Below are 14,085 nucleotides of genomic sequence, written 5' to 3' on the forward strand. Positions count from 1 at the left end.
GTTTCCAAGCCGAAAGACCTCGTCCACGAGGGGCGAGGCCAGGGTTGGCGATCCGCATGTTCAGCTTGCGTGGTCGACATCCCGGCACCCCGCCTTGGGGATGCCGGCCAACCGGGCGACAATATGGGTGTCCTTCTCGACCATGGCCGAGATCATGGTGGGATCTCAGGCAGTGTCAAGTCTGCGGCACAGCAGGAACTGTCGCAAACTCATCGGTAACTCAGTTCGATCGATGCCTCTGACAGGCGCCGGAGGTGTAGAATGCTCAAGGTCCGCCGTTTCGATCCCTCGGTGATCCTGCTCTACCTCGGCGCCGCTCTCGATTGGCTCAAGACCTAGTAGGCCGGAGTTTACGGCAAGCTTCCTGCGTCCTTGATCTGAAAAAAGAATCAGATATTCTCTTTTAGGGATCAAGTTCACGGAGCCGATATGTCAGTTTCAGCCACGTCAATTGCCAGTCTGGATGCTTGTGCCCAGGTCGAGTTGGTGCGCACAGGAGAAGTCTCGGCCTTGGAACTGACCGATGCCGCTATCGAACGTATCGAACGCCTAAACCCGCTTCTCAATGCGGTGGTATCGTTTGACTTCGACCAAGCCCGTCGCCGTGCCCGCGTGGTCTCCAAGGACGCATTGTTTGGTGGCGTGCCCACTCTGATCAAGGATGTCCTACCCTATCCAGGGCTTCCGCTCGGAATGGGTGGGAGATTCCTGCCGCAGTTTCCCATGCCGAGCGGCTCCCCCTATACGGACGCACTGGATGCGGCCGGTCTTGTCGTGCTGGGAAAAAGTGCAACCTCTGAATTCGCTCTCCTGGGCACAACCGAGCCCGTCGCCGGCAACCCCGTGCGCAATCCATGGAATTTGAGCCTCTCGTCAGGCGGGTCGTCTGGCGGCGCCGTTGCCGCGGTCGCATCTGGCATGGTGCCGATCGCGCATGCATCCGACGGGGGTGGCTCGATCCGTGGCCCATCCTCATTCTGCGGGCTCTTCGGCTTCAAACCAAGTCGCGGACGCACACAATCCAATGGGCTGCCCGAGAGTAGTCCGAGCGTGCAGTTCCTCAGCGAACATTGCGTCAGCCGGTCAGTGCGCGACAGTCTCGCTTGGCTTCAGGCAACGGAGCGACAAGACAACGATCAGCGCATGCCGTCACTTAATGAGCTTCGGGCCAATCGAAGGCCGTTCAGGATCGGCGCCTATCGCAACGATGGTTTCGGCAATGCCCCTGATCCTGATGCTGCGGCGGGCCTCGAGCTAGCCATGCGGGTGTGCGAAGCTTTGGGACATTCGGTCATCGAAATAAGTTCGCCCCCAATGGACACGAAGGCGGCCAGTGAAGCCTTCTTCACCCTTTCGGCAAACATGGTTGCAAGCGGGCTGGAATTCTTCCGCAACATGCTGGGCAGCGCCTATAACGAGGATAACCTCGAGCCCTACACACGGAGGTTGGCGGAGCAGGCTCGTGCCATGCCGCAGGAAGCTTGCATCAGGGCCCTCGAAACCCTTTCGTCCGCAGCGGCAGTCGCCAAAAGAACGATAGCGTGTTTTGATGTCCTGCTCTGCCCGACCGTCGGCTTTCCAGCATTCGAACTTGGCAGATATACGCCGGACAAAGACGTGGAAGAGCTCAACGCCTTTATTGCGAGAGTGGCAAGTTACACATTCCCGGCATCGCTCGCCGGATGGCCAGCGATGTCGATGCCGCTTTATTGGACGCCTGCCGGTTTGCCGCTGGGCAGCCACTTCAGCGCGGCTACTGGGAATGATGCCCTTCTGTTCTCCCTGGCCTTGCAACTGGAAGAAGCGCTGCCTTGGCAGTCCCGGTTCAATTCCCTTATGGATCGCTTGTATGCCGCAACGGCTTAAAGACGATGTCCGCCAGAACATCCTAAGGTCCGCCGCCCACGTTTTTGCCGAGAAGGGTTATGGGGCGGCCACGCTCGCCGAGGTGGCGCAAGGTGCGCATGTCACGACTAGCAATATCTACAAGTATTATCCTAACAAGGAGGGATTGCTAAACGCTCTTGTGACACCGGCCATTGCTTCCCGCCTACTGCGCCTTGTGCGCGCTCGCATCCGCGAACTGGAAATCCGCGAAAATTGGAGCTCGGGGCAAGCAGATCAGTCACAGCCTGCCCAAGAATTGCTCTCCTTCTGGATCGAGCATCGGCTGGCCGTCCTCATTCTTCTGCGCGGTGCCGATGGTACACGTTTTGACTACATCCGCGATCTCCTGATCCGTGAGATGGAGCGCCTTTCGTTGCGCTTCCTTGAACGGCAGAGCCATGGCGAGACGGCTTCTCCTGAGGTTCGCTTCGTGCTCGTTCGGCTCTTCACCAACACAATTGATATGATTGCCGATATCCTCGAAAACTTCGAGAACCGCGACGGGATCCAAGCGGCTTTCGCTGCCTTCTGGACTTACCAGCTCGCCGGGCTCCAGGCCGTGCTCGATCCTGAGAAACCCGGACGAACGCCTTCGAGTGCTGTGGACCGCCGCGGCTGGACAACCGACGACCGCACGGAATGAGCACACAAGACCGGAATGACCGCAAAAGATCGAAAGCTCTCTCTATGAGCATCCGTCTGGACGCCGGCCCTTCGCATTTCCTGACGCTTGGTCAACTTCAGCTTCATGCTATTCAGAGACGTTCCGGATCATCGATTTCACGAAAGCCTGTCTATGGGTGACGTCAAGGCTTGACTCCACCTGAAAAACTGGGCTGAAGCCCTTCGCTCAGCAAGCTCCAAGAGCAGCGTCACAGATATGGCAGACGTATCGAACAGCAGATCCAAGCATCATCCATGCGTCGATAAAGCGATTCGTCACGTTCGCAGCCGATCTGGAGGCTCTCCAGTTCCCGCTGGATTGCCGGTCACCCTGAACTTCCACCCCGATACCCCGCATCGGGGCCGGTTGATGATTGAGGCGCTCGCACAGGAGGGAATCTATCGCTCGCAGTTCGAAACCGGCACGAGCAACGGCGGCATCACAGCTCACCCTAGCGGCGACCGTTGGCGGTGGGAAAGCGAGATGTTCGGCACTGCCTATGATAACGTGGCCCCAGACCTGCGCCCAAAATACGGAGCTCTGAACTATCTCAGAAGCGTGACAGGCGGTTCGCCGCGTTTTGGCTCTTCACACCTGCGGCTGCGCCCCCACGTTCTGGCTCGCACCACGTTCTGCTATCCTGATAGCTACCTAGATCCGGTTGATTTCGGTGTATCCGACCGCATGAGCCTCATTGCCCTGGCAGAAAAGGGGCGAGCTGCGATGGACGTGCTGGACAGCTACATCGAAGCCCACGTGCATGGCCCGTTGATACTGGCCGAGGACGTGGAGGCCATAGTCCTGGATTCGTGCTACCGCAACACACCCATAGAAGCGGTGGCAGCGACACTGCCCTTTGCTCTCGAATGGCATCCCGGATTTCGGATGCCCGTCAGTCAGATTGAGGACTGCGCGGCGTATCGTGGGCTGGAGGTTGCCGAGCTAGCTGCCTCCATTGCAGTGGATGGTTCAGTGACACCCCGCGAGATCGGCTTGGCCCTACGATTTAAAAGGGCTGCTCCGCAGTCTCTCAAGCAGGTCTGGCATTGCGTTGCGAGGTTCGGTGGCCCCATCGCCGAGTTTCATGCAGACAGGATCTGAGGCAATTTCCAACCGCGAACAGAACGATCCTAAGTCGGCCTGTGTCTGTGACCTGATCGGCCAAGAGGAGAAGGGCACAGCGCTCTCGTTTATGCGGAGATCTAAATCCCGGCCAGTCTCGGAACGACAAAAACATCCTCGACGATATTTCATGCTTGCCAGATGAACCAGGGTTCGGCGCGGCTTAGGTTATGGCGCCGCACGTGCCGGGCTGGCGCAGGATACGTGGGCCGGCAACTTTGCCGTTGACAGTCACCTGATCCGTGCAAGAATAGAATACACTGTATTCTTTTAGAAGACAACTTCAGTGAGCGTTCGTCCGCTGTCCTCAGTCCTGAAGGCCTTCGCAGCCCTGGACATCATTGCCTCCTCCACCGAGCCGCTGCGGTTGGCCGATGTCTCTCGCATGCTTGGAGAGGCGCGCGCGACGACCCTCCAACGGCTCGTGACCCTCGTAGAAGCAGGATGGGTCGAGCAGTCAGATGACGGGCGATATCGGTTGACCCTGAAGGTTGTCCATCACGCGACAATCGCGATGGAGCAGGCAGGCATCGGCACCCGCCTGCTTGGTATCCTGCAGGAGACAGTGGCCGAAAGTGGCGAGACTGCTTCCCTGGCCGTTCTTGAAGGAACTGAGTCGGTCATCATCAACCGAGTTGAGTCCCGTGGCCTCCTACGTGCCGATCTGCGGATTGGAAGCCGCCTCCCGCTGTCTGGCTCGGCGACGGGACGCGTCCTTGTTGCTCACGCCTCACCTGACACCATCAGCCGCCTCGAGCGCGCTGGTATTGAACTCGGAGATCCAGCCATGCTTTCCGAGGTGCGCGAGCGTGGCTTTGCGGTTTCCGGACCGCTCGGGCCACGAACAGTAACCGCCGTTGCAGCGCCAGTGTTCGGTGTACGTGGAGAATGCATCGCCGCCCTTTCCATCTCTGGGCCGACAAACGGATTCGACATGGATCTGAGTTCCAGAATTGTCACGCAAGCCGCTTCCAAAGCCACTGCCCGCATCCGTGGAGCCAACGAGTGAACGTAGCCTTGAACCTTGATTTGCGGGAGAACCATCTTCTCCGCAAGCTGATGCGCCCCGCATCAGAACTCATGACACCCGATCGATTGGCGGCCATTCAGCCATCACGCATCAGTGCCTCTCGGGCTTTAATGAACCAAGCTATCCGAGAGCGCTGGAAGATCGAGTGCAGACGCTTCGAGATCGACGAGCGTGCCCGCGGAACCGCGCTGTATATAATCGATACCGGAAACTATCTTTTCTCATTTCCAGTCTACTCGTTCGAACCGTCACCTGAAGGGCGCACCGGTCGGATCATCGGACGGGCTTGGGACATGATGGGGGCACTAATCGAAGGCGAGATCACATCTGAGGATCTCGAGACGACCCGCCGAGAACTCCCGAAACTCTACGAGGGCCGCGCGACACCCGGTACCCTAACCTGGTGCCGCTCAAACCGGAGTGCACGGTTCTTTGATTTCGCGCTGGATGCATTGGCCTCAGGGCGCCAGCCGGATGTCGCCCCGTTGGGCAAGACCTGCTACCTCATGCGAAACACAGGTCTTGATGGCAACGGGACCTTCGGAACGCGCACATTCCTGACGCTTGAGGCTGACCACCCACTCCGGTGGTCACTGTCCGCGCAGATGTTATCTGCTTACATGATGCGGGTCTTTGCGGAGGACCTTCTGAATCATCTGGCGCGCCTTCGTTCCCCCGAGGCTGTTTCAATGGCTCCGGAGCTTGCCCGTTACCTCGGTGTCGGCAATGGCTCCGCCCTTGGTCTCATGCTCTTTGTCAACAATCATCCCCGGCTGATAGATCGATGGATCTTCATCAGGGAGGAGGCTCTCGCACACGCGAAAATGCTCGTGCCGCAACCCGACGGCAAGGAGGTTGACGACCTGATCGCCCTACTTCGGAAGGCAATTCGGTTCCGCCGAGAGGATCGCGTCGTCTACGAAGCATTTACCAAGAGCGACATCGTTGCAGATAATCTGGAGATCGCGTTGCGTGAGGCGGAAGATTTGCGCTCGCGCTATGCAAGGCGCGAGGCGGTCGCCGCCCTGCCGTTTGCTGAGCTTTGTGAGACGCTGCAGGGACGGATCCATGATGAGGCCCTTGAAACGCTTCACTCCCTGCTCATCGAACTCGTCCCGGTAGTCGCCGATAGACTGGTTCAAACCTTGATCGTGGATGAAGAGCCGACACTTCGTCCCGAAATGACCGTCCGGCGCCTGCGCGACATCGTCCAGAATGATTACGCTTGGGCCTTCAACCTGGATTTGGTGTCGGAACGTTCTCAGCGGTACGTCTGGTATAAATCACAGACAGCCGAGGAGCCGCGACGGGGGCCAAGGGAGGAAGTCGGCGACGTTGTCAACCTCGGGCTCGACTTGCCACGCCTGATCGTGCGGCTGGACGCTGATCTCAGTACGGCAGACCCTGCGATGAGCGTCGCGCGGTTCCTCCTTGCAAATCCATCACACCGCGCAATTGTGACCAGGGCCCAAGCGCTGGCAGGCCTCCCGTACCACTCCGTCCACTCCGATATTATGAGTGAGGACTTTGTGCCCGCACATATCACGCGGCTCCTTAACGTCGGAATCCATGGAATCGATAAGGCACGCGACTTCCTAAATCGGAACCTACGCGGAGTTCTCTTCCACGGCGCTCCGACCGCACACGATCTCGCTAACGGTGACGGGGACACGCAATGGTTTTACCCTGCGGAGCCAGCAATATGAGCAGCGAATTCGGATCCGATCACAATCTTCGTGTGAGCCTCAGGGAGTGCCGCATGGTCTTGGAACGGCTCATGCATGTTGCGAAGCTTGACCCTGGCCAAGTTGGGTCGACGCGAGACAGCGCTCTTTACTCGGCAATGCTGGGCCTCGGAGGCTTCGCCAGCCTCCGTAAGAACATTCAACTGCTCCGAGCCTCGGAACAGTGGCAGGTAACGCTGGACCACGATGTTCAGCCCATGCGGCTCGACTGTGCAGGGCAACATGCGTGGGTTATCGCGCCGCTTCTATCTGACCTGTTGGTGGATGATGTCCGCTGTGGCGGGCCTGGTGAGATAAGCATATCGGGCATGGTTGCACCGGGCGAGGTTCGCGTCGTTGAGCCCTTTCTGCAGAAGCAGGGTTTCACCGCGGAGATCTCGTGGGACCGCGTTCGTGAAGTAGCCCGAGTTTCCGTACGACCGATGCCAATAGGGTTCTCTCGAGATCCCCTCGACCCGGTTCGTCGGGAAGGACTGATGGTGCCGACGACGACTTGGTGGGACCTCTTCCGGCTATCGAGCGAGGCACTAGCGCCCGATTCGTTTGAATCGCGAAGGCACGCCGGTGCCATCATCGTGGAGGCTGATGGCCGGGTCATTGGCCGTCAGGACGAAGATGACACAGACCTCTCTCTGCTCGCCAAGCAGCTGAGAGGGTCAGCCCAAGATGCTTCACTCGACCACTAGGTGGATATACGAAAATGCTCATTGACGGCCTGCAGTGCGGACATTTCACCCGCGACGTATTCATTGATCTAAAGAGGGGCGGGTTCACCTGCGTGACCCCAACGCTTGGCTTCTGGGAAGGTACGATCGAGTCTCTGGACGCGATTACCCAGTGGCGTGAGCTCGAGCGCTCCTCGTCTGACCTCATGCTGATCGCGAAAAATGTCGCGGATATTCAGAGAGCCCACGAGACCGGACGGGTTGCTGTACTCCTCGGGTTTCAGAACACCAACCTCTTTGAGGACCGGATCGCCTTTGTGGAGTTGTTCGCCGACCTCGGCGTTCGGGTGGTCCAGCTAACCTACAACAATCAAAACGAGCTCGGTGGCAGCTGCTACGAGGAGAACGATAGCGGCCTTGCCCGGTTTGGGCGAGAAGTTGTTCGTGAAATGAACCGGACCGGCATTCTTATCGACCTCTCCCATGTGGGAGACCGGACAACTCTTGATGTCATCCGTTTCTCCGAACGACCAGTGGCGATCACTCACGCAAATGCCGCGAGCATCTTTCCCCATAAGCGCAACAAAAGTGACGCCGTTCTGAGAGCTCTGAAGGATAACGGCGGGGTTATTGGCTGCGCCACCTACCGCAACATCACTCCCGAGGAGGCATGCGCCTCAGTCAAGGGGTGGTGTGAGATGGTTGCCCGCACGGTCGATATCGCGGGGATAGACCACGTCGCCATCGGAACCGATGAAGGACACAATACCACACAAGCCGACCTCGACTGGATGCGGAAAGGTCGCTGGACCCGCGGGGTCCAATACGGTGCCGGCTCAGAGGCCCGACCTGGCAAAGTAGCAAAGCCACAGTGGCTTTCCTCTCCAGGTGAACTCGGCGTTCTTCACGATGGGCTTGCGGCAATCGGCTTTTCCGCTGAAGAAGTTCAAAAAATCACGTCAGGGAATTGGATGCGTGTCTACAGCGCGGTATTCGGCTGACGCCGATCGCGCTCAGTGGCGAAGAAGTTCAAACAACAGCCAGGGAGGATACCAGTGAAGATCGGCAAGGCAGCCAACAGAATTGACGGGATCTCTCGCAGAACCTTGCTAACAGCTGGAGCAAGCGCGCTTCTGGCCATGCCCTTCATCAAGCGCGCAGAGGCCTCCGAGAAGGTCCTGTATGTCAATACATGGGGTGGCCTGTGGGACGAAGTTGCGCGTGACGTTTGGTTCAAGCCATTCACAAAGGAAACCGGCATTGAGATCAAAACCGTCTCACCGGTATCGTTTGCGAAGCTAGCGGCACAGGCACGCACCGGTGTTTACGAATTCGATGTCACGACTCTTGGTGTGGCCGAGCTCGGTCGGGCTCACGCCGCGAAGATCATTGAACCCATCGAGGGCAGCGCCATCGATCGTTCGGCCCTTTGGGATGGCGCAGTGATTATGAATGGCGTGAAGTCTCATGCCTTCTCGAACGCCATCGTGTACCGAAAGGATCATTTCCCGAATGGCGGGCCGCAAAACTGGCGGGACTTCTGGGATGTTCAGAGGTTCAAAGGTTCACGATCGCTCCAACGCTACGCTGCCCGGACGCTTGCCTTCGCCCTCCTTGCTGACGGCGTCGCACCGGAGCAGCTGTTCCCGTACGATCTCGACCGAGGTTTCGCGGCCTTGGACAGGCTCAAGCCTCATCTTCGGGTCCTGTGGACTCAAGGCCCCCAGTCGGCCCAGTTGGTTCGAGACGGGGAAGTCGAAATGATTGGAATGTGGACCGGACAGGCCGGGAAGCTCGTGGAAGCGAATGTGCCTGTTGAAATTGTCTGGAACCAAGCGCTTCTGGATCAGGCGTTCTGGGTCGTGGCTAAGGGGACACCGCGAGCCGAAAACGCGTGGCGCTTCATTCAATCGGCCGTCAAGGCGGAACGGCTGGCCGAGTTCTGCTTGCGGGATAAGAATGGCCCGCTTAACCCAAAGGCGTTTGACTTCATTTCTCCCGAACAGGCGAAGTTGATGCCGACCTACCCGGAGAATTTCAAGCAGGCAATCGTCCTCGATCCAGAGAAGATCGCTCCACAATTGGATGAACTCAACCAGCGCTTCGACCGCTGGATCTCAAGTTAACGGTAGAGACTCCCCCGGGAAGCGAATGACGATGTCCAAGAAACGGCGGATTAAAACTGGGCCTATCTTTCTGGGCCTGCCGGCAGGCCTGTTCCTGTTGGTCTTTTTCTTAGTTCCTCTTGGGTATGTTACCGTCCTGAGCTTCAGTGATCCTTCATGGGGAATAGCGAACTATCGCGAGTTGTTTAACTCGCGATTGTTCCTGATGACCCTCGGCAATACATTTTGGATGGCCGTGGTCGTGACTGGGCTAAGCCTGTTGCTGGCTTATCCGCTGGCTTATGTTGCTGCGACATCGAAAGGAACGTTAGGAAAGACGATCCTCATGGTCGTCGCGCTCAGTTTCTGGACCAGTTATCTCGTCCGTACCTATGCCTGGATGGTAATCCTCGGAGTTCAGGGGCCGGTTCCTGCGCTCGTTGCGCTCTTCGGCCACTCTCCACCACCCCGTCTCCTCTTTACGAGCTTTGCGGCAACCCTCGGAATGACCCACGGGCTCATCCCGTTCATGACGATGGCGCTGTTCGCGGTGATGAAGCGGATCGACCCAAAGCTCATGGACGCTGCAGGCAGCTTGGGTGCAAGGCCATGGCGCGTCTTTTGGCACATCTATCTTCCACTGAGTGCGCCCGGCATCATCAATGGGATCACACTTGTGTTCATAACCTGCCTTGGGTTCTACGTAATGCCCGTTCTCCTGGGTAGCCCTCGCGAACAGACCATCGCTGGTCTCATCGGCGATCGAATGGAGCAGGTTCTCGATTTCGGCGGGGCCGCAGCGATGTCGCTTGTCCTCCTTGCCGCCTCCCTTGGTCTCTTCAGTGTCTATAGCCGATACTTCGGCATGGATCGTCTTTGGGGAGGCCGGATATGACTCTGGTCCGGCTCGGCGCAATCGCGATTACCATATTCCTGGCGGCGCCCCTCCTGGTTGTGGTGCCGATGTCATTCAGCACCGCACCATCGCTTCAATTCCCGCCACATGGTCTTTGGGTAGGATACTACGCGAAGTTCTTTGCGGACCCCAACTGGACTGGACCGCTGGTCAATAGCATCATCATTGGGGTTGCGACGGCTGTCCTGACCATGGCGCTTGCCGTTCCTGCCTCATTCGCTCTCGTGCGGCATCGGTTCCCGGGTCGGAGTGCCTTTAACCTTCTCCTGATGACCCCACTCATTGTGCCTCATATCGTGATGGCTCTCGGATACTATGTATATTTTGGAGAACTGCGCCTCCTCCAGACCTATCTCGGTGTCGTTCTCGCTCACACCTGTTTCTCGATCCCTGTTGCGATGCTGATTATCACGGCGGCACTCAAAGGGTTTGATTTGTCACTAGAGCGGGCCGCAATGAGCCTTGGTGCCCGCCCTCTGACGATCTTCCGACTGGTCACGATGCCAATCCTCGCGCCGGCCTTCGTCATCGCCGGGTTGTTTGCCTTCGTCCATTCGTTCGACGAGACTGTGGTCTCGCTCTTTATCTCCGGACGTGACGTCGCGACCCTCCCGCGTCAGATGTTCAATAGCTTTAGGATGGAAGCCGACCCTGTCATTTCGGTAGCCTCATCCTTGCTGTTCGCGGCAGCTCTCGCCGGCGTTCTAGTCCCAGCCGCGGTACGGTCTGTTCGCCGTACTCTGGATCGGCGGAACTCTCCACTTGCTTCCTGAATACCGACCAGAGGCTCCAACATCATGCCTGCTCGCTCCCTTTCCCTAAGAAACCTCGTGAAGCACTACGGCGGGCTCCAGCGGGCCGTGGACGATGTCTCGCTCGACGTCGCTCCTGGAGAGTTCATCACATTCCTCGGTCCGTCGGGATCCGGAAAGACGACGACATTGATGATGATTGCTGGCTTCCAAGAGCCCTCGGGAGGCTCGATCAATATCGATGGTAGGGCGATCGGGCATGTCCCACCCTACGAGCGCAACATCGGCGTCGTGTTCCAGAATTATGCTCTATTTCCTCACATGAGCGTGGCCAACAATGTAGCGTTTCCGCTCAAGATGCGAGGTGAGGCCAAGAAGGAGAGGCACGTAAAATCATTGGAGGCCTTGGAGAGAGTTGGGTTAGGCGGCTTCGGTGATCGTTACCCTGGTGAGTTGTCCGGCGGCCAGCAGCAGCGTGTGGCGCTCGCCCGCGCTCTGGTCTTTCAACCGGATCTGATCCTCCTGGACGAGCCACTCGGTGCGTTGGACAAAAACCTTCGAGAGCACATGCAAATCGAGCTCAAGCGGATCCATCGCGAGGTGGGTGTGACGATGATCTATGTCACGCATGACCAGACCGAAGCTATGACGATGTCGGACCGAATTGCAGTCTTCAACTCCGGCAAGATCGAGCAGGTGGGCACTCCGCTGGAGGTTTATTTTAGGCCAAAGACGAGGTTTGTCGCTTCCTTTGTCGGAGACAGCAACCTGATTGATGCCGAATTCGTCAAGGACGACCGAACTGTTCGTGTACTTGGGTTCGGCGAGTTCGCGGTTAATCCTGGACATTCTAAACGCGGCGACAGGGTCAATCTTCTCATCCGCCCCGAGATGATCCGTCTGCGCCCAGGTAAACGCCAAAATCCAAGCGCACACGCCTGCGATGTTACGGTCGAGTCGATCGTCAATTATGGCGACAACCTTCTGGTGATTGGAAGGGCAGGAGAGCGGAGCCTTCGGATCCGAGTTCCTAGCCTAGACGGGAAACCGCTGCAGGAGGGGATGCGCTGTGTTGCCGAGTGGGATCAAGATAGCATCCACGTCATGGCCGAACGCTGACGCAGGGCAAATCGCGGATTGCCAGCTGGCTTGTTACAAAGGGGCCTCAGCCCCGGATTGCATTTGAGGAGGCAGATTCACCAAGAGACCCAAAGATCATACAAATCCCGGTCGAAAGATAATGCTTGCTCGAATATCCGCCTTGAAATGCGAAATTGCTGACCTCAAGCACGCGGAATATCTACTTGGAAAAGAACGCGAGTCCGCTTTCGACCGAGTTCCGTTGCAACTACTGAGGTAGGTCAAGCGAAGGCCGGGTGAGGACGCTGGTTATGCGGCTGTGCCGAATAGGGTAGCGATGAAGTCGCGCTGAGTGCCCATGTCATTCGCGGGTGCACGGACAACCTGTCCCTTGCGGATCATCGCCATGCCCTCGTAGCCCGAAATCGTCCATGAGGCCGTCGTGAGGCTCTTGAAGCCCGGCCCAGGACGGACCAGCCGTTTGATGCGCCGGTGATCCTGCTCGACGATGTTGTTGAGAAATTTCACCTGCCGGAGTTTGGCAAAGCGCCAGAGTCCTCCATCCCGCTTCATCGCTTTCTTTGCGCTTGGATAAGCGGCATTCTTGTCGACCGGGATGGTCCGTGGATGACCGTGTGTGGCTGCCCTAAGGCTTTCTGGAAGAAGTGTCGGGCGGCAGCCGCATCCCGCTTGGGTGAGAGCAGAAAGTCAATTGTCTGCCCGGTCGCATCAACGGCACGGTAGAGATACACCCATTCCCCCTTCACCCGAATGTATGTCTCGTCCACCCGCCAGGAGCCGTTGGTCATGCGAAGATGCGGACGGACGCGCTTGTCCAGTGCGGGCGCGTAAGCCTGGATCCACCGAAAGAGGGTGGTATGGTCCACGTACACGCCTCGATCGGAGAGCATGCACGCGAGGTCCACGGTAGCTGATCGGGAACTGCAGGTACCAGCGGACCGCCCACAGGATGATCTCCGCCGTGAACTGGCGACCCTTGAACGGGCTCATATTACCTTGCATCACCGCCAGCCCCTCTCAGCCTCCTCCTGACACAGCTCAGGCCGAGCAAGCTTCAAAGCTGCAACAGAATCGCCTAACGGGTGCCCGCCGCCTGCGACCAGACGAAGTTTCAAGAATAGCTCGACTTTATCCACGCGCCGGTGGTGCGCCTGGATGTGATTGGCCGGTCACGCACAGTCGCGGCAATGCATATGGATGAATAAAATGCCCATCATTTAGCCTTGTGAGATGTCACAAAGCACCTTGTGCGATGTTACAAATCGTGCTGACCTAGGGGCATGTATGATCGGTCCTCGCCCTTCGCGTCGCCTCAGCCCCCTGGGCCAACCGCCAAAAGTGCGGTGGCTCTCCAAGTGCTTCGCCATGCCGTCCTGGCCTGCGAAATCGCCCCTGGAGCGGCATTCTCTGAAGTAGAGGTCGAAACCCGATATAGCCTTGGGCGCGCCGGGGTCCGGGCTGCATTGCAGATCCTCGTAGCGGAAGGTTTGGTTGCTCCGCTCCCGCGGCAGGGATGGCAGGCCAAGCCGATTACCGGCGCCTTCATTGGCGACGTGATCACGGCGCGACGCCAAGCTGAGAAGGCAATTGCGTATGTAGGGCTGGCCGCTTCCGAACGCGAGCGCGTCCAAACGCTCGTCACGCTTGCCGCGGCGCTTGCAGGCCGGCAAGACCCGCAAGCCCTTGTCACCGCGCGCATGACCGACCGGCAAATCCTCGATCTTCTCGCGGCGCGCACAAACTGGTTCCAAAGGAAATGGCTTCGCGAGCTCTGGGATCATTCCCAACGCGTCGTGAGCTTTCTCGAGTCGGGAGAGGTACAATACCGCCCCCTCAGTCGGGAGGGCCTTTTCGAGGCGCTGGCCGCATCGGACCACGCCGGCGCGACCGTGGAGATATTGCGGGACGTCGATCATTTTGAGACCTTCGCCTCACGGGCCCTCCTGCGCCATCCGGAAGCCGTTTTAGGCCAATCACACAAGCGTAGCGCCCGCCGATCTCGCGTACAGAAGCCGACACATTCGGCAGGAAAGGGAGCACAGGACGAGCCGCGCTCTACGTCCAAATCATGATTGCTCAGGCAACGCACCAGAAGGAG

At 58.2% G+C, this 14,085-nt stretch carries 12 protein-coding genes and 2 pseudogenes; 13 read left to right on the forward strand and 1 reads right to left on the reverse strand.

Going from position 1 to position 14,085, the window contains the following annotated elements; translation table 11 throughout:
- Positions 1–429: 429 nt before the first annotated feature.
- The 12 genes and pseudogenes from U0023_RS25505 to U0023_RS25560 all read left to right on the forward strand — a co-directional run bounded on the left by U0023_RS25505 (position 430) and on the right by U0023_RS25560 (position 12,005).
- On the forward strand, positions 430–1,866 hold the full coding sequence (locus tag U0023_RS25505; RefSeq protein WP_009762467.1) for an amidase: 1,437 nt from the start codon (positions 430–432) through the stop codon (positions 1,864–1,866).
- Positions 1,850–2,530 carry a TetR/AcrR family transcriptional regulator gene (locus U0023_RS25510; RefSeq protein WP_009762468.1) on the forward strand — a complete coding sequence of 227 codons (681 nt, stop codon included), beginning with the start codon at positions 1,850–1,852 and terminating at the stop codon, positions 2,528–2,530. Before U0023_RS25505 ends, U0023_RS25510 begins: the two co-directional genes overlap by 17 nt.
- Positions 2,531–2,920: 390 nt before the next feature.
- Positions 2,921–3,652, forward strand: a complete 732-nt coding sequence (locus U0023_RS25515; RefSeq protein ID WP_009762469.1) for a DUF3626 domain-containing protein — start codon at positions 2,921–2,923, stop codon at positions 3,650–3,652.
- 307 nt (positions 3,653–3,959) lie between these two features.
- Positions 3,960–4,073: pseudogene (locus U0023_RS25520) on the forward strand (helix-turn-helix domain-containing protein); the annotation flags it as partial.
- A 78-nt stretch (positions 4,074–4,151) separates the two neighbouring features.
- Positions 4,152–4,682 carry an IclR family transcriptional regulator gene (locus U0023_RS25525; protein WP_245273010.1) on the forward strand — a complete coding sequence of 177 codons (531 nt, stop codon included), beginning with the start codon at positions 4,152–4,154 and terminating at the stop codon, positions 4,680–4,682.
- Between the two features lie 50 nt (positions 4,683–4,732).
- Positions 4,733–6,409 (forward strand): hypothetical protein, encoded by a 1,677-nt coding sequence (locus U0023_RS25530; protein WP_052600628.1) that lies wholly within the window; start codon positions 4,733–4,735, stop codon positions 6,407–6,409.
- Positions 6,406–7,134, forward strand: coding sequence for a hypothetical protein (locus tag U0023_RS25535; RefSeq protein WP_009762472.1), 729 nt, complete (start codon positions 6,406–6,408; stop codon positions 7,132–7,134). Before U0023_RS25530 ends, U0023_RS25535 begins: the two co-directional genes overlap by 4 nt.
- A 14-nt stretch (positions 7,135–7,148) precedes the next feature.
- Positions 7,149–8,114, forward strand: a complete 966-nt coding sequence (locus tag U0023_RS25540) for a membrane dipeptidase (protein ID WP_009762473.1) — start codon at positions 7,149–7,151, stop codon at positions 8,112–8,114.
- Positions 8,115–8,168: 54 nt separating this feature from the next.
- The gene (locus U0023_RS25545; protein ID WP_009762474.1) at positions 8,169–9,239 is read left to right on the forward strand and encodes an ABC transporter substrate-binding protein; all 1,071 of its coding nucleotides are present in this window, start codon (positions 8,169–8,171) and stop codon (positions 9,237–9,239) included.
- A gap of 25 nt (positions 9,240–9,264) precedes the next feature.
- Positions 9,265–10,113, forward strand: a complete 849-nt coding sequence (locus U0023_RS25550; protein ID WP_009762475.1) for an ABC transporter permease — start codon at positions 9,265–9,267, stop codon at positions 10,111–10,113.
- Positions 10,110–10,907 carry an ABC transporter permease gene (locus U0023_RS25555; RefSeq protein WP_009762476.1) on the forward strand — a complete coding sequence of 266 codons (798 nt, stop codon included), beginning with the start codon at positions 10,110–10,112 and terminating at the stop codon, positions 10,905–10,907. Before U0023_RS25550 ends, U0023_RS25555 begins: the two co-directional genes overlap by 4 nt.
- Before the next feature lie 24 nt (positions 10,908–10,931).
- The gene (locus U0023_RS25560; protein ID WP_009762477.1) at positions 10,932–12,005 is read left to right on the forward strand and encodes an ABC transporter ATP-binding protein; all 1,074 of its coding nucleotides are present in this window, start codon (positions 10,932–10,934) and stop codon (positions 12,003–12,005) included.
- A 270-nt stretch (positions 12,006–12,275) separates the two neighbouring features.
- On the opposite strand, the pseudogene U0023_RS25565 reads toward U0023_RS25560, so the two are convergent.
- Positions 12,276–12,977: pseudogene (locus tag U0023_RS25565) on the reverse strand (IS6 family transposase).
- Between the two features lie 290 nt (positions 12,978–13,267).
- Here U0023_RS25565 and U0023_RS25570 point away from each other — a divergent pair.
- The gene (locus U0023_RS25570; RefSeq protein WP_009762480.1) at positions 13,268–14,059 is read left to right on the forward strand and encodes a GntR family transcriptional regulator; all 792 of its coding nucleotides are present in this window, start codon (positions 13,268–13,270) and stop codon (positions 14,057–14,059) included.
- The last annotated feature ends 26 nt before the right edge of the window (positions 14,060–14,085 follow it).

It is taken from the genome of Microvirga lotononidis, from assembly GCF_034627025.1.
In the GTDB taxonomy this organism is placed as follows: Bacteria; Pseudomonadota; Alphaproteobacteria; order Rhizobiales; family Beijerinckiaceae; genus Microvirga; species Microvirga lotononidis.